The sequence below is a fragment of the Acidiferrobacter sp. SPIII_3 genome (assembly GCF_003184265.1).
Taxonomy (GTDB): Bacteria; Pseudomonadota; Gammaproteobacteria; order Acidiferrobacterales; family Acidiferrobacteraceae; genus Acidiferrobacter.
Genome location: NZ_CP027663.1, coordinates 3309087 through 3327785 on the forward strand (window position 1 = coordinate 3309087; position 18699 = coordinate 3327785).

Here is an 18699-nt window from a genome sequence, read left to right on the forward strand (position 1 = left end):
GCTTTAACGAGGGGCCACGAGGGCCGCAAGAGGCCGCGCGCGGATCGGATCGTAGTCGCGGTTGTCGGCGGGCACGAAGGCGCGGACACCGATCGATGCGAGCAGGCGACGGCCTTGCGACGTACCGGCCAAGCCCAGAAACGCCGACCGCAAGCGCCGCAGCACGGCCTTGGGCAGGCCCGGCAAGACCGCCAGCGGGTGGGGCGGCAACGGCGGCCCGCGCCAAAGGACGCGCAGACGATCGCGGATCGCCTTCGGAAAATCTTGAAAGGTCTTGACGATGCCGCCGCCGGCCGCATAAAGCCCGGCGGCCACGGCCCGGTAGACGGAGCCGTGGGAGGCGACATAGACCGGGCGTATCGGGATATGGTAGCGCGCGAGAAGCGCCTGGGGCAGGATGCTCGCGGCCAGCGATCCCGGGGCGGGAAAGGCGACCGACAGGTGCGCGAGCGCGCGCAGCGAATGCACGGGGCTCCCCCGGGGAACGACGAGGATCGAGCGCAAGTGGCCGGCGTCGGCCAGGAACGCGTGGTAGCGGCGTTTCCGATGGGCCACGACATACTGGTAGGGATTCAGATAGGCGATATCGTAGCGCCCCGCCAATACCCGCCTTTCAAAAGTGGGGATATTCCGGGCGGTCTCGAAATGCAAATGGCAGTAAGCGGCACGTCCCACGGCGCGCAGCAAGGGTGTCCAGGTCAATGCCAGGGTCAGGGCCGACCGCTGGGGCACGATCCCGACCGTGAACACGGGCTCGTGGGCTCGGGCCACACCCATGGCGAGAGCTAGCAGCGCGACCCGCAGGTGGACGCGGCCATGGGCGTGCACCCCTCGCCGGTTTCGCCGGAAGCCTTGCATGGCATCATCCGCTATCGACACACCCCGACCCCAGCTCGGCGACCATCGCCGTCCTGACCTTCGAGTATAGCCCATGGCGGGCGGGCCCTGGCCGTTTCGCCGAGACCTGCTAAGGTTAACCGTCAAAGGCCTTTTGGCCCCTATAAAGCCTGCTCAGGAGAAGGACTGATGAAGCACGAACGCGCGCTGAGGGTGTTTTGCGCCCTCCTTTCGGGGGCGGGGGTAGCGATGATGCCCTGGTCAGCGGCTGATGCCGCGCCGCCCGCAACCATCAAACCCTACATCTTGGTATCGGCCCCCCGCGAAACCGCGGCCCGCGGCCAACGCGACTACGGCCCGGTGGCGGCGTTCCTCACCAAGGTGCTCCACCATCCCGTGGTCTATCGGCACCCAAACGGCTGGCTCACCTACGAGCTCTGGATATGGAAGGATCGCGCGGATATCTACTTCGATGGCCCACAGTTCGTGGCCTGGCGCCTCCACTACCTCCATCAGACCCTGGGGCCGCGCGTCCCGCAGCCCCAGGACTGGCGCCTCTATACCTGGAAGGGGTCGCCCGTGAAGACGGTCGCGGGGGCCGCCACGGGCGCGACACTGTGCGCCCCGCCCGTCCCGAACTTCGGGACGCTATGGGTGACGGGCTTGTTTCCCAACCCCGCGCGCCAGCCCTACATCCGCAACATGCATGGATGGAAGAGGATCTTTAAGGCGGTGGCGGATCATCAGTGCACGCTCGGCATCGGCCCGCGGCTCACGCTCCACTACCTGGACCCCGGCCACAAAAAGGTGACGATCCTGAAGCGGAGCCGCCACTACCCCAACCAGGGCTTCACCGTAAGCCGGACGCTTCCCGGACCCGTGCGCCGCGAGATCGTCCGCGCGCTCTTGAGTCCGGCCGGGGAAAAGGCCATGATGCGATTGCGCAAACGTTTCTCGCATGGTCGCCGCCTGGTTGCCGGGCAGGTCCGCCAATACAGAAATGTCGATGTGGGTCTTAACGCGCAATGGGGTACGGTTTACGCCACCGGCATCGATCGATATCTCAGACAAGACGCCAAACGCGAAGGGTTTGCGGTCGCTCAGCAGGCCGCGCCCTGACTAGGGAAATCTTCACGGAAAGGATGAAAATGACAAATAAAAAATGGATGTCGCTCCTGGGAGGAGCAGTGTTGGTCGCCACCACGGCCTGTGCGTACGCGAAAGGCATACCGCAAATCCCCGGGGCACCCGCGATCCATGGACACCCCGTGGTCAACACCCCGAAGATGCTCATGTGGCCGCCCAATGCCAAGCCGGCGGCTGCCGATCTGACGGATCCGGATGCCGATCTCCTCTTCGATCTGCATGGGAGCATCGAGCGGGGCGCGTGCCGCAAGGTCGATCTCGTCGTGTCCACCGAGGGGAATTACCACATGGCCCTCAACACGCTCTGGCGCACGGTTCTCCTGCCGCGCTACGGGAAGACCATCCGCAGTTGGTACTACACCACCAGCCCGCCGATCGCGTTCCCCCAGCTCATGCATCATGACGACCTGAACTTCGGCAACTTCTATCTGCATTGCCGCCCGGAGGTCGCGATCGCGGCGCCACGCCTCATCCGCAAGCTCGAGACCCACGGCTTCACGGAAGGCAAGCCGATCGCGCTCATGAAGAGCCGCGGCAACGTCCTGCTCGTCAAGTACGGCAACCCCCTGCACATTCATAGCGTTTGGGACCTGGCGCGTCCGAACGTGCATCTCATTACACCCAATCCTTATAACGAGCCGGGCGCATTCCTGAACTATGCCGGCACGATCTACGAGATCGCCAAGCATGACCCACACCCGCCGAAGGGCTGGACGGCCAATCGCCTGTTCAACGCCATCTTCAACAGCCACATCAAGGACAAGTGGCTGATCGGGGCGCGCATACACCATCGCGACGAGCCGTGGTCGGTGGCCTATGGCAAGGCCAACGTGGCGGTGATCATGTACCAACTCGGCAAATACACGAAGGCGGTGTTCCCGCACCTCTTTACCATCGTCCCGCTGGGCGGCACGGTCTCGCATCCGCGCCCGCTGCCGGGTAATCAGATCGACACCACCTATCTCATAAGGGTGAAGGGGCACTTCACCGCCCGCCAGCGCAGGGCTCGGCACGACTTCATAAAGACCCTGGAGTCGCCGGCCTTCACACGCATCCTCGAGCACGACGGTCTGCGTCGCCCGTAAGAGGAACTGATGGGGTGGGACGGCCACGCCGTCCCACCCGAGGCGCGCACGTTGCGAGAAAAGCGGCGTGCGCGCTTTTTTTGCGGGTGTGCCCGCCTTGCCTCGCGCCTCGTCTCTCCTTAAAGTAGCAGGTTCCCTTCACGGCTCGAGACTGCCCATGACCACAAAGAGCGCTTCCTCGCCCAACGGCGGTGCCCCGGATTTCTGCGCCGGCATGCATTCCTTCGGCGCGCCGTGGCCCGATTTTGTCACGCATGCCTCACATCCGGTGATTGCCGACAAGGCCCGGGCGATAAGCGATGCGCGCTCCCCGGACGCCGCCTACCAGACCCTGCTGATGGCCGACGCGCTGCGCTATGTGACCCTTCAGATGTGCGCCTCCAAGGCCTCCGGCCACCCCGGGGGGTTTGCCTCGAGCGCCGAGGCCTACGCGGCCTTGGTCATGCTCGGCCATACGCACATCGTGACCGAGGTCGGCCATCATGCCCCCGGCTTCTACAGCGCCATGTTCCTGGACGGGTCCCTGGAGGGGCTCGGCATCCATACCATGACCGACCTCATGGCGCGTTTTAGGGAACAGCACGGCCTGCTCGGACACTTGTCCGGGGCGATCCCCGGGATACTGGCGCCGGCCGGACCCCTGGGTCAGGGCCAGCACTTCGCCATGGCCGGGGCCCTGCTGCACCCAGGCGTCCTGTTCCCGCTGACCATAGGCGACGGAGGGCTCGGCGAGCCCTATGTGTTGAGCGCCATCAAGCACTTCCATACAAGCTATCCGGGCACCACGAATTTCCTGCCGACGCTCGTGTGGAACGGCTTTAGCCAGGAGCACCACTCCATGGTGTCGCGCCTGTCCAATGAGGGCATGCGCCGCTATTTCGAGGCCCACGGCTTCGAGCGCGTGGTCCTCGTGGATGCGAAGGACTTCGATGACGCTGGCCAGACCGGGGATTACGTGGATTCGACGCGCTTCTCGTTCGCGCGCCGCCTGGTGTTCGCCCAGGCCATGCTCGAGGCCGCCGACGAGGCCGCGCGCAGCGCACTTGGCGGCACGTTGACGGCGTTCATTGTGAAGCAGCTAAAGGGCGCGGGCGTCCATGCGCACGGGGCGAAGTCCCATAACCTCTATCCGGGCGACACACTCGACAAGCCGCAGATCGAGGCGGCACTGGCCGCGCGCGCCCTCAGCCCCGCGGCCTGGGCGTTGGTGCGCGAGAACTTCGCGCGCGCCGGCGGCGGGCCCGCGGCCCAGACCATGGTGACCGAGAGGGTCCTGGAGCTTGCCGACCTCGGGGCCTTCCCGCTCCATGAATACGCCGCAACCGAGAAGGCCGTACCGTCCACCGCGGTCGGCGCCCTGGTGGCGTGGCTCGGCGGCAAGGACCGCCGGTTCGTCGTGACCAACGCCGACGGCAACGAGGCCTCCGGACTCAGGAACATCAACGATGCCCTGAAGATCCGCCACCCGACCACCGACCCTCTCTACAACCAGGAGCCCGGCGGGCAGGTCTACGAGCCCTTGAGCGAGGACGCATGCGCCGGACTCGCGGCCGGGCTCGCGCTCTTTGGGGGCCGCAGCCTGTGGCTGTCATACGAATCCTTTGCCATAAACGGCTGGCCGATCTTTCAGACCGTGACCCAGGCGATGGCCGAACTGCGCCGGCGCACCCCGTCGGTCGTCGGCCTGTTCACCGCCGGGGCCCTCGAACAGGGACGCAACGGTTGGACCCATCAACGTCCGGAGATCGAGAACTACATCGCCGCGCAGATGCGCAACGGCAACGTCTATCTGTTGTTTCCGCCGGACGCCAATGCCGCGCAGGCCGCGTATGAATACGCGGCGACGAGCTGGAACAAGGGCATGGTGATCATCGCTTCGAAGAGCCCGTTGCCGATCCATATGACGATGGAGGCCGCACGCCGGGCGGTGCGCGAGGGCGCGGCGATCCTTTACGAGGGCGCCGATGGCCGGCGCGGCCGGGTGGTGCTGGCGGTGGCCGGCGACCTGGTGCTGCTGTCGGTGTTTGCCGCCAGGGAACGCCTGGAGGCCGAGGGTTTCGGTGTGCGCATCGTGACGCTCGTGAATCCCCGACAACTCTACCAGGCCCGCGATGTTGCCGCCGAGACCGTGGCCGAGCCCGATCTGTCGTTCATGGGCGACCAGGAGTTCGCGCGCCTGTTCGACGGCGACCGGCTCGTGGCCATAAGCGGCGGGCCCTCGGGGCCGCTGGAGCCGGTATTGGTGCGGGCCAAGGCCCCGTTGCGCGCGACCCTGGCGTGGAGGCGTGGCGACACCACCGCAAGCCCCGGCGAGCTCCTGAACCTGAACGGCCTCGATGCCGACACCATCGTCGCCCGGGTCCTGGCGATGGATGAGTAGCGTGAGCGCACGCGGCGCAGGACACAAAGTCATCGTTCTGGACGACGACCCGACCGGATCGCAGACCGTACACTCCTGTCTGCTGCTGACGCGCTGGGATACGGCGGCCCTGAAGGCCGCGCTATGCGCCCCGGGGCCGCTTTTCTTCATCCTCACCAACACCCGCGGCATGGGCGCCGGGGAGGCCGCCGAGACCGTGCGCGCGGTATGCCGGAATCTGCGCGCGGCGCTCGCCGAGCTGTCAGGGGAGGGTGTGGCGATACGGCCGATCTTTGTCAGCCGCTCGGACTCGACCCTGCGCGGCCATTACCCGGTCGAGACCGATGTCATGGCCGAGGAGCTGGGTCCCTTCGATGCGCACTTTCTGATCCCGGCATTCTTCGAGGGCGGACGGGTGACGCGGGCCGGCCGGCACTATCTTCTCATCGATGGCGTCCCGGTCCCGGTCCACGAGACCGAATTCGCGCGCGACACGGTTTTCGGCTACCGCAATAGCGACCTGCGCGAATATGTGGCGGAGAAGACGGCGGGCCGGATCGCCGCGACCGATGTGCAGCTGTTTTCGCTGTCGGATGTCCGCGCGGGTTGCGGCGCACGCTTGCGGACACTGTCCAACAACAGCTGTTGCGTGGTCGATGCCGTACAGCAAAGCGACCTCGATTGCTTCGCTCGCGACCTCTACGAGGCGGTCGATGGCGGACGGCGCTTTCTGTTTCGCAGCGCGGCAAGCCTTCTGACGTCACTTGCGAATCTCCCCGCGCAGCCGGTGCCGCCGGAGGCGATGTCCGGCTACGCCCAGGGCCCCGTGGGGGTCGTGCTGGTGGGCTCCCATGTGCGCAAGACCACCGAACAACTCGCCATACTTTTGCGCGAACCGACGGTGGCGGCCATCGAGATCGATGTCGACCGGGCACAGGAGGCCGACGGCGCCGCCCTGCGTGATCACGTCCTCGCCGGGATCGCCTCCGCGCACGCCGCGGGTAAGACCGCGGTCCTTTTCACCAGCCGCTCGGAACGCCAATTCGCCGACAGCGGCCAGCGCCTGCGCTTCGGGGCCGCGGTCTCGGCGTTTTTGATGCGTATTGTCCAGGCCCTGCCCAAGACCACCGGATTTCTGATCAGCAAGGGCGGCATCACTTCCAACGACGTCCTGAGCACGGGGCTTACGCTGGCGAGCTGCGAGGTCGTGGGGCAGATCCTGCCGGGATGCTCGGTGGTGTGCTGCCCGAAAGCGCATCCGCGCCATCCGGACATGCCGGTCGTGATCTTTCCCGGCAATGTCGGAGACGCCCAGGCCTTGATGACCGTCTACCGGCGCATGGTGGGCCAGGTCTGATCAGAGTTCGTCGCTCACCCAGTTTCCGCGAAACGGGTTGCCCGCGGCCTTGGCGCGGTGTTGCGCGGGACCGGTCATGAGCAGGTTATGGGCGGTGTTGATGAGCCCGACATGGGAGAAGGCCTGGGGAAAATTGCCGATCAGCCGGCGATTCTTGGTGTCGTACTCCTCGGCCAGGAGGCCGACGTCATTGGCGACACCCGCGATACGCTCGAAGACCGCCGCGGCCTTGGCCTTGTGGCCCATGAGCGCATAGTTGTCCGCGAGCCAGAAGGTGCACGCCAGGAATGCGCCCTCGGGGGCATGAAGGCCGTCCTGACCGTCCGCCTCGTAGCGCTTGACGAACCCATCCACGGTCAGCTCACGCTCTATGGCGCGCACGGTGTTCACGACCCGCTCATCGTGCGCGGACAGGAAGCCCACGAGCGGGAGCAGCAGCAATGAGGCGTCCAGCTTCTCGGTATCGTAGCTTTGCACGAAGGCCTGCTTTTTCTCGTTATAACCCTTGCGGCAGACGTGTTCGTGGATACGGGCGCGTAGCGCGCGCCAACGATCCGCGGGCCCCTCTTGGCCGAAGCGCTCGACGGCCTTGACGGCGCGATCAGCCGCCACCCACGCCATCACCTGGGAGAAGATGTGGGGGCGCGGGCCGCCGCGCTCTTCCCATAGGCCGGAGTCCGGACCATCCCAACCGCCCTCCAGGAAATCCATGAGGCCCTGCTGTATCCCCCAGCTATTCACGTCGTCCTGGAAACCTTGCGCGCGGCTCAGGTGCAGGGCATCCATCACCTCACCGTAGACATCGATCTGGCATTGCTTGTAGGCGGCGTTGCCAAACCGCACCGGACGACTGTCGGCATAGCCCGCAAGCCACGGCGCCTCGCGCTCCTCCAGCGCACGCTCTCCGCCGAGACCATACATGATCTGGATGCGCCCGGGCTCGCCCCCCACGGCCCGGCATAACCAGTCCCGCCAGGCGCGCGCCTCCTTACGAAAACCGGCCAGGCCCAGGGCGTAGAGCGTAAAGGTCGCGTCGCGCAGCCAGCAGAAACGGTAGTCCCAGTTGCGTGGACCGCCGAGACTCTCGGGCAGGGATGTAGTGGCAGCCGCCACGATGCCCCCGGTGGGGCTGAAGGTCAGGGCCTTGAGCGTGATCGCCGAGCGACGGACCATGCGCGCGTAGGGCCCGTCCTTTGGCATGCGCGCACCCCAGCGGCGCCAGAAGGCCTCGGTACGCGCCAGGGCCTCCTGGGCATCACGGGCGACCGGCTCCGGGCGGTAGGAGGCGGCGCGTGTCAGCACAAAGGCTGCTTCATCGCCGGCGGCCACCGCAAACTCGGCACGCACCTCGGCGTGCTCGCGAGACAAGGGGATGGGGGCATACAGAAAGAACGCGTCGGGACCGGCAAAGGCATGGAGCTTGTGATCCTCGACCTGGACCCACGGCAGCACCGAGCCGTATTCCAGTCGCAACGTGAGCGCCAGACGCATGGGCACGACTCCGCGGCGCCCGCGCACGATGCGCACGATGTCGGTGACGCCATCGGGGCGCGGTGATGGCATGAAATCGATGAGATCGACCACCCCGTCGTCGGTCTCAAAGCGGGTCTCCAGGATCAGGCTGTCCTCGCGGTAGGCGCGCTCCACGCGTCTTAGGCCACCTGCCGGCGCCAGCAGGAACCGGCCGTTGCCCTCATCCCCGAGCAGGCCCGCGAAACACGCGGGTGAACTGAAGGTCGGGAGGCATAGCCAATCGATGGATCCGTTGCGCCCGACGAGCGCCACGGTATGGGTATTTCCGATCAAGGCGTAGTCTTCGATCAAGGCACTCACGGCAGACTCCCTGTGTCGACAAAAAGCCACAACGGGTCCCGATGACCCCATCATACGAACAGGCGACCCGGCACCGGTATCCGTCCGGGGGAAGACCGCGCGCCCGGCCGTTTACGGTTTCCCCGGCCGCACGCCAGCACCGCGGGGCGCGCCATGTCTTGAATCGCGTCGCGCCCACCTCTTGGGGGGACCGGGCCCGCCTCCCCGCGGCGGGCATCAGAAAATGGGGCCGATCCGGTAACCGCCCAGGCTTGCGCGCGCGCCTCATTTTCCTTATAGTGCCCGGTCTTTGCATCCGCATAACGCCCTTGCCGAGGCGCATCATGAAAGCCGATATCCACCCGGAATACCATGCCATCACGGTAACGTGTGCCTGTGGGAACACGTTCAAGACCGGCTCCACGCTCGGTCACGACCTGGCCGTCGAGGTCTGCTCGGTCTGCCATCCGTTCTACACGGGGAAGCAAAAGATCGTCGACAGCACGGGACGCGTCGAGAAATTCCGTCAAAAGTACGGTCTGCGCGGCAAATAGACGCGATCCCGGCATGACGGAGAAGGGACGGGAAGCAGCGCTCGCGTATCACGCCGCGAGCCCCGCGGGGAAGATCGCCATCCAGCCCACCAAGCCGTGCGATACGCAGGGCGATCTGGCGCTGGCCTATACCCCGGGGGTCGCCGAGCCGGTGCGCGCGATCGCGGCGAGCCCGGAGGACGCATACCGCTATACCGCCAAGGGCAATTTGGTGGCGGTGGTCAGCGACGGGACCGCGGTCCTGGGACTTGGCAACGTCGGGCCGCTCGCGTCCAAGCCGGTCCTCGAGGGCAAGGCCGTGCTGTTCAAACGGTTTGCCGATATTGATGTCTTCGATCTCGAGATCAAGGCACCATCCGCCGAACAGTTCATCGAGGTCGTCGCCGCCCTCGAACCGACCTTCGGGGGCATCAACCTCGAGGATATCGCCGCGCCCGCGTGCTTTGCCATTGAAAAGGCCTTGAGCGAGCGCCTGTCGATACCGGTCTTCCACGATGACCAGCACGGCACCGCGGTGATCGTATGCGCCGGCCTGCTCAACGCCCTCGAACTCCAGGGCAAATCCCTGAAGACCGCGCGCATCGTGTGTCTCGGCGCCGGGGCCGCCGGCCTGACCTCCCTGCGTCTGCTGATGAGCCTTGGGGCGGCGGTGGAGAACATGATCCTGGTCGACAGTCGCGGCGTGGTCCATAGCGAACGCACCGATCTGAATAACTACAAACAGCCGTTCGCCCACACCACCCCGCTCAGGACGCTTGCCGAGGCCATGAATGACGCCGATGTGTTCATCGGTGTCGCGGCCGCCGACCTCGTGGACGCCCAGATGATACGCGCCATGGCCCCGCGCCCCGTCGTATTCGCGCTCGCCAATCCCGTCCCGGAGATCCTGCCCGAGGTGGCTCATGCCGCGCGCGGCGATCTGGTCATGGCCACCGGCCGCTCCGATTACCCAAACCAGGTCAACAACGTCCTGGGCTTCCCGTTCATATTCCGTGGGGCGCTGGACGTACGCGCCCGGCAGATCAATCAGGCCATGCAGCTTGGCGCGGTGCACGCCCTGAGCGCGCTCGCCAAGCAACCGATCCCGCGCGAGGTGCTGCGGGCCTACGGCCTCGATCACCTGGAATTCGGGCCGGATTACTTCATCCCTAAACCGCTCGATGCGCGCCTGCGCGAATGGGTGCCGGCGGCCGTGGCCGCCGCCGCCATCGATACCGGCGTGGCGCAGGCCCCCTACCCCGCACACTATCCGCCGCGGCCTGCGCCATCGGCGTGAGGCGCGACACGATTCATTCGTTGAATATCGATTGGCGACCGCAGCCTTGCCGGCGGGGTGACGCCCCACGGGACCTGGCAGGCGCGGATACCGGGCCTGGGACCGTCCGATGACTTACGGCGCGCCACGCACCGTCCGCGACTATGTCCTGTTCGTGGAACGCCGGCTGAAGGCGGCGCGCGTGGAATTCGGGCACGGCACCGAGGATGCCCGCGACGAGGCCGCCTGGCTGGTGGCCGGGGCCATGCGGATCGCCCCCGACGCGCTTGCCGGACGGCTTGGCACGGTCCCGAAGCGTGCCGCCGCATCGCGCATCCGCGCGCTTCTGGCATCGCGTATCCGTACCCGCCAGCCGCTCGCCTACCTCCTCGGGGAGGCGTGGTTCGCGGGACGCCGCTACGTCGTCGATCGGCGCGTCATCGTACCGCGCTCCTTGATCGGCGAGTTCCTGCCCGAACAGGGCGGCTCGCCGCTCGCCGATCCCGACATCAGCTCCATACTCGACCTGTGCACGGGCAGCGGCGCGATCGCGATCGCGGCGGCGCGGGCCTTTCCGGGGGCACAAGTGGACGCGGTCGACATCTCCGAGGATGCCCTCAAAGTCGCGGCGCGCAACGTCCGCCTGCACGGCATGGCCGATCGTGTCCACATCATCGCCTCCGATCTTTTTCGTAACCTGAAAGGGCGGCGCTATGACCTTATACTGAGCAACCCTCCCTATGTGTCCGAGGCGGAGATGGCGGCGTTGCCCCGCGAATACCGCAACGAGCCGCCGTTGGCGCTCGCGGGCGGCGTCGACGGCCTCGATCTGGTCCTGCCGTTGCTCCGCGCGGCCCCGAGACACCTCACCGAAGACGGGCGCCTGGTCCTGGAGGTCGGGGCGAGCCGCATGGCCCTCGAGGCGCGCTTTCCCGGCCAGCCGTTTTTGTGGCTGGCCTCCGCCAATGACGAGTGCGTGGGTTACTGGCACAGGGAGGACCTCGAGGGCTGGGTGGACGACTGATGCCCGGGTGTTGCAAGCAGCGGGTCCGGGTTCACGACTTTAGCGCCTCGCTTGCGCCGCCTCCCAGGCATGAATCGCCCGCTTGCGGGTCTCACCCCACCGATAGCCGCCCAATGCGCCGCTTTGCGCGATGACGCGATGGCAGGGGATGAGGAACGCCACGGGGTTGGCGCCGGCTGCCTGCCCCACGGCCCTCGCGCCGCCCGGGCAACCGATGGCCGTCGCAATCTGCGCATAACTTGCCACCGCAGCCGGCGCCACGCAAAGCAGGGCGCGCCACACGCTCACCTGAAAGTTGGTCCCCGAGACGTACAAAGACAGGGGGCCATCCCCGCCCCGTGAGGGCGGCTTGCCGAATACCGCGCGCACGACGGCCCCTGTCGTCGTCGCATTCTCGCGTATCTCGGCGCGCGGCCAGCGCATCCGCAGGTCCGCAAGACACGCATCGGCACCGGCACCGTCGACGAAGGCGAGACGGCAGATGCCTCTGGGCGTGACGGCCATGAAGGCATCCCCAAAGGGCGTGTCATGGGTGCCATATTCGATCACGAGGCCCTCGCCGCCCGTCTTGTGCTCCCCGGGGGTAACGGCCTCGATCCGTACGAAATGATCGTACAGGCGTGATCCGCCGCTCAAGCCGACGGAATACGACAGCGTGAGCAGGGATTCGGATGCCGTCATCAGACGCTTGGCATGCTCCACGGTGAGGACCTGCAGGAAGCGCTTGGGGGTGACACCCGCCCATCGGCAAAAGAGCCTCTGAAAATGGAACGGACTCATATGGACATGGGAGGCAATCTCGGCGAGTGCCGGCTGCCGGTCTCCGTAGCGCACGATGAACGCGATGGCGCTGGCGATACGCTCATAGTCGGTCATGGAGACATCCCCGGAAAATCCAACACCGCTTACTCATGGTCTGCCCCGGTTGGCATCACGGGCCCGATAGAGGCGCTCGGGGACGGTCGCCAGACGCGAGGGGCGAAGCCTCCCGCCAAGACCATATAACTGTTGGAAGCTCATGAGCACGGGGCGCCATGCATCGGGGTCGATGCGGTGCGCTTCGCCCGCCATCAGGATCGATTCATCCGCGTGAACGCGTTGGATGCGAGCCTCCAGGCATACGATGCGTCCTTTTTGGGAAGGGTCGTCCTCGCCCATCGCGTGCGTGGTGGCGACGCTCGCCTCGAGATGCACGGGACATTCGCGCACGCGGGGCGCGGCCACCGTCGCTGATGCCACGGGCGTGAGCCCGGCTGCGGCAAACTTATCGGGTTCATAGCGGTAGCCCATGGCGCGCTTGAATTCGGGCACCGGATTTGAGCCCGTGGTCAGCGCCAGGCGGTCGATCGCGTCGACCTCGCTCACCGAAGGGAGATTGAGGACACATTCGCCGCTACGCATAAGGTTTCCGGTGGTCTGGGATGAGGCGGCCAGGCCGAGCAGACATCGCCACCCCAACCAGAATACCGAGGACATGGGCGCGAGATTGAAAGTCCCGTCGCCGTTCACCGTACTGATCAAAATGACCGGCGTCCCAAAATACAAAATGGCAGGGTGAATAGTTCGATGCATATCCGTGCCTCCGGGTTCGCGGCCGCGCGACGCGGCCACCTCCAAGGGGCGGAGCATAAGGCGGGTCGCGCCCGCCCGCGACCCGGATCTTGCGCAAACTCGTGGATGGGCGGTGACCGCGGGCCTTGCCCCGTACGGCGCCGGGGGCCATCAGCCGCCCGCGCAGGTCCCCGTGCGTACGCCCTGAATGCGTTGGTGTTCGGTCACATTGCCAAACCGCGTCGTGATGATCGCGTCCGTGCGGCCCGAGAAGCTGCGGCCCCCAGGACCGAGGTGCAACCGGGCCGATACATGGACGCGGATCCCCCCCTGCCCCCCTGCCTGAGCGATGCGGCACACCTCGCTCACCGTCACCACCGTGCCCTGAATGGCGACCGGCGCGGCCATGCGACAGCGATTGCCTTCGTTGCGCAGGATCTTTTGCGGAGTTATACGTCCGCCCTTGAGGCAGGTCGAGTAATGCATCGGGCCGGCCGGCGTGTCCGCGGTCATCCGCCATTCACCAGGGGCTATGCGTGGCGGTTGGGCGGCCGATACCGCGGCCCACGCCAAGGCGCCGACACCAAAAACCATGCGTTTCGCTGTCACCATATCTCGTCACCAGGGGGAGACACACGGGATTAGGGGCCCGCATCGCGTCCCTGTCAAGTCCGCTGGAGGATGCCGCCTGGGACCACACCCCTGCTAGCGTGCCGGGCGGCCTTCGGCGTCATCACGCGGCGATGTGTAGAGGGCATCGATGGCCGCGGCATAGCGCTCTTCAATCCATTGGCGGCGGACCTTCAGGGTCGGCGTAAGGAAGCCGTTTTCGATGGTCCAGGGGCCGCTTACGCGCAACACATGGCGGATGCGGGTATATCCGGGAAAGGCATGCAGCTGGTCATTGGCGCGATCCCGGAGCTGCTGCTCGTCGGCCGTATCGCTCACGGCCAGCAGGGCCAACGCGCCGCGGCCCTCACCCACCACCAGGGCGTGCTCGAATGCGGGGTCTTGCAGGATCGCCTGCTCGACGTCGGCCGGTGCCACCTTCTCGCCGTTCGATAAGACGATGATGTCCTTGGCGCGCCCCGTCAGATACAAAAGCCCGCCCGCGAGCCGCCCCAGGTCCCCGGTATGGAAATAGCCCTCGGCGTCCACCGCCTGGGCGGTCGCCTCCGGAAGATTCCAATACCCGGACATCACGCTCGGGCCCTTGACGCAGATCTCGTCGTTTACGAAGCGCACGGTGACATTGGCGAGCGGCCGGCCCACGGAGGCCAGATCCCGATCGGGGAGCCGGTTGCAACTGATCACGGGGGCGGTCTCGGTGAGGCCGTAGCCCTGCACGAACCGCAGACCAAGACCCGTGAAAAAGCCGAGCAGGCGTGGTGCGGCCGGCGCGCCCCCCAGGAACACATAGCGAAGCTTGCCGCCCATACGGCGGCGCACGGCGCGCCCCACCAGGGCATCGGTGAGCCGCGTCAGGAGCAGCTCGAGACCGCGCGCACGGCCCTCGTAGGCCGCAAGCCCCAGTGCCGAGGCGCGCGCCACGAGGCGCTGGCGACGCGGCGAGGCCTTGAGCTCCTCCTGCATCTTGCCGTAGGTGCGCTCGAAGATCTTGGGCACGCTCACGAGGATCGTGGGACGCGCGATCATCAGGTCCTCACCCAGCTCCGTGATGCCGCGCGAGAACACCGTCTCGGCGCCCATGGCGATCGCCACATATTCCCCGACCGTGCGCTCGAGCATATGCGACAGCGGCAGAAACGACAGGAAGCGGTGTGCCTCCACGGCCACCTCGGGGATGGCCGCGAGCAACGCCCCGACATTGGCGAGGATATTGCGGTGGGTCAGCATCACCCCTTTGGGTCGCCCAGTGGTCCCGGAGGTATAGACGATGGTCGCCAGATCGTCCGCACCGTGATCGGCCGGGGCCACCCGCCGGCCGTCGGCGGCCGCCAGCCAGTCGCGAAACGAGACCACGCCACGCGTCTCCTTGAAGCTCACGATGCCCTGGAGCCCGCAGTCTTGGATCTCGGCGGCCGGCGGGCGGTCCACGAACAACCAGCGTACCCCGGCATCCTTCAGGCAGTAGGCGATGTTTTCCGGGCGATCGTTGAAAAACAGGGGGACCACCACAAGACCCAGGGAGAGTGCCGCGAGATCGCAGAACACCCACTCGGGGGCATTGTAGGCACAGATCCCCACCCGATCCCCGCGACGCAGTCCGCTGGCCGCGAACGCCGCCCGCGCCCGCGCCACCTCGCGGCCGGCGGCGTGCCAATTCCACGTGCGCCAGCGGGCGCCATCGTAGCCGCGATAGGCGGGCTCGTCCCCGGTGGCGGCGATGCGGTTGGTTAACAGGTCGGCGAGCGTTGCCGGACCTCGCCCGTTCGCGACGCTCATGGATCCAGGGGGCGGCGCGCGAGCATGCCGGCCTGCAACCACGCCGGGTCGGGTGTAAAGCGCGGTCCATAACGCTCGGCGAGTTCCGTCAGGCGGCTCGTCACCTCGCCCGTTCCCAGGGCCTCGGCGTAGCCGAGCGGGCCGCCGCGGAACGGTGCGAACCCGGTTCCGTAGACAAGCCCGATATCGACCATATCGGGATCGGTGACGATGCCAAGGCGCAGGCAGCGCGCCGCCTCGTTGACAAGGCGCATGATGAGCCGTTCGGCGATGACCGGATCGGGGGGCGGCCGCGCCGGGGAAAAGCTGCGCGGTCGCGGGTAACGGTAAAAGCCCTGACCGGACTTCTTGCCAAGCGACCCGGCCTCGACCTTGCGCATCAACAGCTCGGGCACGGCGAGATCCAGGGGCGCGCTCAAGGTCTGCGCCACCGCAAGACAGATATCGAGCCCGACCGTATCAGCGAGCGCGATCGGGCCCATGGGCATGCCAAAATCGACGGCGGCCGCATCGATGTCGGCTGGCGCCACACCTTCTTCGGCGAGGGTTACGGCCTCCAACAGATAGGGCATCAGCGCGCGGTTGACGAGAAAGCCCGGCGAGCTCTTGACATCCACCGGCAGGCGATCGAGGGCCACCGCGAAACTGCGCATGGCGGCGAGCGCCCGGGCATCGCTGACCGCCCCGCCTATGACCTCGATCAGCGGCATCTTGGTCACGGGATTGAAGAAGTGCAGCCCCACCAGGCGCCCGGGGACCGAAAGCCCCACGGCGAGATCGTCGAGCGGGATACTGGATGTGTTGGTGGCTATGATGGTGCGCTCCGGCACCTGCGCCTCGACCTGCGCCAACAGGGCACGCTTGGCCTCGCGGTTTTCGATGATCGCCTCGATGACGAGATCGGCCCCCGGGAGCGCCCCGCCGCGCATGTCCGGCATCAGGCGGTCGCGCGCTGCCTCCGCGGCGCGACCCTTCAGGCGCTCGGCGAACAGCCCATGGGCCCTCTTGATCGCGCGCGCCAACACCTCCGGCGCGCGGTCCTGGAGGCTGACATGGAAACCCTTGAGTGCCGCCCACGCCGCGATGTCGGCACCCATCACCCCGGCCCCGACTACGTGGATGCGCCGAATGCCATGGGCCTGCGTGCGCGCGCGCCGCTTCAACTCCTCGGAGAGCTCGAACAAGTGCACGAGGTGCCGGCTCACGGGGGTCACGAGCAGTTCCGCGCACGACAGGGCCTCGGCCTCGAACGACGCCTGGCGGGTCCATAACGACACGATGCGGCACGGGGCGGGATAGTGGCGGCATTCGACCTTGGCCTTCAGGCGGCGCTGCAGAAACGCGCCGACATAAGGGCGCAGGAACGGGGCCGCCAGGAACCCCCGATACCAGGGCGGGCGCCCCTTGGGCGGCACATCGTGAAGCAGCGCGCGCGCCGCGGCGTCGAGGTGACGCTGGGGCGCGCATGTGTCCACCAGCCCGAGCTTGTGCGCCTTGCGCGCCGGCAGACCACGCCCACCGAGCATCAGGGACAAGGCCGGGAGCGGTCCGACCAGGGCCGGCAGCCGGATCGTGCCGCCAAAGCCGGGATGGATGCCGAGCTTGACCTCGGGCAGGGCGAGACTGGTGCGTTCATCGTCGCATGCCACCCGATAGCTGCAGGCAAGCGCGAGCTCGAGCCCGCCGCCCAGGCACGGACCGTGGATGACCGCGACCGACGGGTACGGGAGGCCGGCGAGGCGCGCGAGGACCATCTGTCCGGCGCGCGTGAGTTCGGCGGCGCGCGCGGCATCGAGGATGCGCCGGAACTCATGGACATCGGCGCCGGCGGCGAAGCCCTGGGGCTTGCCCGAGCGGATCACAAGCCCGCGCAAGGGGCGGGTCTCCAGGATCGCAAGCAGCTGATCGAGCTCGCCCAGGACCTCCCGCGACAAGACATTATGCCGCTTGTCCGGGACATCCAGGACGAGATCGGCGATGTCGTCGGCCTCCGACAGCGTCCAGCTGCTGGTCATGACGTGTCCCCTCCCCGTATGAGCATGGCCCCGCCCTGCCCCCCGCCTATGCAGAGCGTGGCGAGCCCCAACGCCCCCGGCGCATCCTTCAAGGAGCGCGCCAGATGCAAGATCAGCCGCGCCCCGGTGGCGCCCACCGGGTGCCCGATCGCCACCGCGCCCCCATGAGGGTTCAGGCGCGCGCCATCGATGGCCCCGGGGGCGGCCTCCAGGCCGAGCTCGTCCCGGGCGTAGGTGGGACTCGCCCACGCCGCCTGGCAGGCCAGGACCTGGGCGCTGAAGGCCTCGTTTAGCTCGACATGATGCAGATCACCGATGGCAAGCCTGTTGGCGGCGAGCAGCCGGGCGGTCGCATGCACCGGCCCAAGACCCATCTGCGCCGGATCGACCCCCGCCCAGGCATGATCGACGATCTCGCCCAATACCGGCAGGCGCCAGCGTTTGACGGCGGCGGTGCTCGCCAGCACCACGAGCGCCGCCCCGTCTGTGATCTGTGAGCTGTTGCCCGAGGTCACATCGCCGAATGGCCGGTCGAATACCGGGCGCAGGCGCGCGAGCTTCTCGAGATCCGTGTCGGTGCGCACCCCGTTGTCCTGACCATAGTAGTCGGCCTGCGATCCGTAGATGGGTTCGATCTCATCTTTGAAGAGCCCATCGGCCTGGGCGCGCGCCGCTCGCTGGTGGCTTTGCAGGGCATAGCTGTCCTGGGCCAGTCGCCCTATTCCGAAGCGGTGAGCCACGATCTCGGCGGTCTGCCCCATGGACAGGCCGACCACAGGGTCCCGCAGCCCGCGTAAAAGCGAGAAGACCGGCTTCAGGTGGCCGGGCCGAAGGCCGGCCAAAGACCGCAGCCGTTGCCCGGGGCCCTTGGCGCGATACAGACGCGCCAGCCATCGGCTCATGGCCATGTTCCACTGAATGGGCGCGCGGCTCATGGCCTCCGTGCCCCCGGCCAGCACCAGATGGGCGCGCCCGGCACTGATGCGATCGTAGGCGCTGGCCAGCGCCTGCAGACCCGAGGCGCAGTTGCGCTGCACGGTGTGCGCCGGGACCGCAAAACCGGTCCCGAGACGTAGGCCGACGATGCGCGCGATATTGGCCTCGTCGGGGGCGGCGATGACGCAACCCAATATGACCTCGTCCAGATCCTCGGCGGCGAACGGTTGGCGCGCCAGGAGCGCGCGGCCGGCCATGACCGCGAGATCGGCGGCACTGAAGGGCCCGGGCTCGTCACGGGCCTTCAGGAATGGCGTGCGCGCGCCGTCAATGATAAATACCCTGCCACTCATCTCGCCTCC

The 18699-nt window shown here is 67.1% G+C and carries 15 protein-coding genes; 7 read left to right on the forward strand and 8 right to left on the reverse strand.

Annotation, left to right across the window (positions count from 1 at the left end; translation table 11 throughout):
* Positions 1-3: 3 nt before the first annotated feature.
* Positions 4-858, reverse strand: a complete 855-nt coding sequence (locus C4901_RS16795) for a phosphate/phosphite/phosphonate ABC transporter substrate-binding protein (RefSeq protein ID WP_168185793.1) — start codon at positions 856-858, stop codon at positions 4-6.
* A gap of 168 nt (positions 859-1026) precedes the next feature.
* Between C4901_RS16795 and C4901_RS16800 the strand changes: the two genes are divergently transcribed.
* The 4 genes from C4901_RS16800 to C4901_RS16815 all read left to right on the forward strand — a co-directional run bounded on the left by C4901_RS16800 (position 1027) and on the right by C4901_RS16815 (position 6784).
* Complete coding sequence (locus tag C4901_RS16800) at positions 1027-1956, forward strand: phosphate/phosphite/phosphonate ABC transporter substrate-binding protein (RefSeq protein WP_110138379.1); 930 nt, start codon at positions 1027-1029, stop codon at positions 1954-1956.
* Between the two features lie 29 nt (positions 1957-1985).
* A complete protein-coding gene (locus C4901_RS16805) occupies positions 1986-3068 on the forward strand; it encodes a substrate-binding domain-containing protein (RefSeq protein ID WP_168185794.1) in 1083 nt (360 codons plus the stop codon).
* Positions 3069-3225: 157 nt separating this feature from the next.
* Positions 3226-5448 (forward strand): phosphoketolase, encoded by a 2223-nt coding sequence (locus tag C4901_RS16810; protein WP_110138381.1) that lies wholly within the window; start codon positions 3226-3228, stop codon positions 5446-5448.
* On the forward strand, positions 5441-6784 hold the full coding sequence (locus tag C4901_RS16815; RefSeq protein WP_110138382.1) for a four-carbon acid sugar kinase family protein: 1344 nt from the start codon (positions 5441-5443) through the stop codon (positions 6782-6784). Before C4901_RS16810 ends, C4901_RS16815 begins: the two co-directional genes overlap by 8 nt.
* Here C4901_RS16815 and C4901_RS16820 read toward each other — a convergent pair whose 3' ends face one another.
* On the reverse strand, positions 6785-8617 hold the full coding sequence (locus tag C4901_RS16820; protein WP_110138383.1) for a glycoside hydrolase family 15 protein: 1833 nt from the start codon (positions 8615-8617) through the stop codon (positions 6785-6787).
* Positions 8618-8940: 323 nt separating this feature from the next.
* On the opposite strand from C4901_RS16820, the gene rpmE reads away from it, so the two are divergent.
* The 3 genes from rpmE (at position 8941) to prmB (ending at position 11429) form a co-directional block, all read left to right on the forward strand.
* Positions 8941-9150: a 50S ribosomal protein L31 gene (rpmE, locus tag C4901_RS16825; protein WP_110138704.1), complete on the forward strand. Its 210-nt coding sequence runs from the start codon at positions 8941-8943 to the stop codon at positions 9148-9150.
* A gap of 13 nt (positions 9151-9163) precedes the next feature.
* Complete coding sequence (locus C4901_RS16830; protein WP_110138384.1) at positions 9164-10426, forward strand: malic enzyme-like NAD(P)-binding protein; 1263 nt, start codon at positions 9164-9166, stop codon at positions 10424-10426.
* A 109-nt stretch (positions 10427-10535) separates the two neighbouring features.
* On the forward strand, positions 10536-11429 hold the full coding sequence (gene prmB / locus C4901_RS16835; RefSeq protein WP_110138385.1) for a 50S ribosomal protein L3 N(5)-glutamine methyltransferase: 894 nt from the start codon (positions 10536-10538) through the stop codon (positions 11427-11429).
* A gap of 39 nt (positions 11430-11468) precedes the next feature.
* Here prmB and C4901_RS16840 read toward each other — a convergent pair whose 3' ends face one another.
* The 6 genes from C4901_RS16840 to C4901_RS16865 all read right to left on the reverse strand — a co-directional run bounded on the left by C4901_RS16840 (position 11469) and on the right by C4901_RS16865 (position 18690).
* On the reverse strand, positions 11469-12305 hold the full coding sequence (locus C4901_RS16840; protein ID WP_110138386.1) for a methylated-DNA--[protein]-cysteine S-methyltransferase: 837 nt from the start codon (positions 12303-12305) through the stop codon (positions 11469-11471).
* Positions 12306-12338: 33 nt separating this feature from the next.
* Complete coding sequence (locus tag C4901_RS16845) at positions 12339-13001, reverse strand: flavin reductase family protein (protein WP_110138705.1); 663 nt, start codon at positions 12999-13001, stop codon at positions 12339-12341.
* Positions 13002-13151: 150 nt separating this feature from the next.
* Complete coding sequence (locus C4901_RS16850) at positions 13152-13592, reverse strand: hypothetical protein (RefSeq protein ID WP_110138387.1); 441 nt, start codon at positions 13590-13592, stop codon at positions 13152-13154.
* A 93-nt stretch (positions 13593-13685) separates the two neighbouring features.
* Complete coding sequence (locus C4901_RS16855; RefSeq protein WP_110138388.1) at positions 13686-15386, reverse strand: long-chain fatty acid--CoA ligase; 1701 nt, start codon at positions 15384-15386, stop codon at positions 13686-13688.
* Positions 15383-17401 carry a 3-hydroxyacyl-CoA dehydrogenase NAD-binding domain-containing protein gene (locus tag C4901_RS16860; protein ID WP_110138389.1) on the reverse strand — a complete coding sequence of 673 codons (2019 nt, stop codon included), beginning with the start codon at positions 17399-17401 and terminating at the stop codon, positions 15383-15385. The genes C4901_RS16855 and C4901_RS16860 overlap by 4 nt, the downstream gene beginning before the upstream one ends.
* On the reverse strand, positions 17398-18690 hold the full coding sequence (locus tag C4901_RS16865) for an acetyl-CoA C-acetyltransferase (RefSeq protein WP_110138390.1): 1293 nt from the start codon (positions 18688-18690) through the stop codon (positions 17398-17400). Before C4901_RS16865 ends, C4901_RS16860 begins: the two co-directional genes overlap by 4 nt.
* Positions 18691-18699 lie beyond the last annotated feature (9 nt).

Excerpts from the sequence above, each read along its gene's own strand:
- C4901_RS16795 (WP_168185793.1), bottom strand. The coding sequence starts at position 858 with ATGCAAGGCTTCCGGCGAAACCGGCGAGGGGTGCACGCCCATGGCCGC.
- C4901_RS16800 (WP_110138379.1), top strand. The coding sequence starts at position 1,027 with ATGAAGCACGAACGCGCGCTGAGGGTGTTTTGCGCCCTCCTTTCGGGG.
- C4901_RS16805 (WP_168185794.1), top strand. The coding sequence starts at position 1,986 with ATGACAAATAAAAAATGGATGTCGCTCCTGGGAGGAGCAGTGTTGGTC.
- C4901_RS16810 (WP_110138381.1), top strand. The coding sequence starts at position 3,226 with ATGACCACAAAGAGCGCTTCCTCGCCCAACGGCGGTGCCCCGGATTTC.
- C4901_RS16815 (WP_110138382.1), top strand. The coding sequence starts at position 5,441 with ATGAGTAGCGTGAGCGCACGCGGCGCAGGACACAAAGTCATCGTTCTG.
- rpmE (WP_110138704.1), top strand. The coding sequence starts at position 8,941 with ATGAAAGCCGATATCCACCCGGAATACCATGCCATCACGGTAACGTGT.
- C4901_RS16830 (WP_110138384.1), top strand. The coding sequence starts at position 9,164 with ATGACGGAGAAGGGACGGGAAGCAGCGCTCGCGTATCACGCCGCGAGC.
- prmB (WP_110138385.1), top strand. The coding sequence starts at position 10,536 with ATGACTTACGGCGCGCCACGCACCGTCCGCGACTATGTCCTGTTCGTG.
- C4901_RS16840 (WP_110138386.1), bottom strand. The coding sequence starts at position 12,305 with ATGACCGACTATGAGCGTATCGCCAGCGCCATCGCGTTCATCGTGCGC.
- C4901_RS16845 (WP_110138705.1), bottom strand. The coding sequence starts at position 13,001 with ATGCATCGAACTATTCACCCTGCCATTTTGTATTTTGGGACGCCGGTC.
- C4901_RS16850 (WP_110138387.1), bottom strand. The coding sequence starts at position 13,592 with ATGGTGACAGCGAAACGCATGGTTTTTGGTGTCGGCGCCTTGGCGTGG.
- C4901_RS16855 (WP_110138388.1), bottom strand. The coding sequence starts at position 15,386 with ATGAGCGTCGCGAACGGGCGAGGTCCGGCAACGCTCGCCGACCTGTTA.
- C4901_RS16860 (WP_110138389.1), bottom strand. The coding sequence starts at position 17,401 with ATGACCAGCAGCTGGACGCTGTCGGAGGCCGACGACATCGCCGATCTC.
- C4901_RS16865 (WP_110138390.1), bottom strand. The coding sequence starts at position 18,690 with ATGAGTGGCAGGGTATTTATCATTGACGGCGCGCGCACGCCATTCCTG.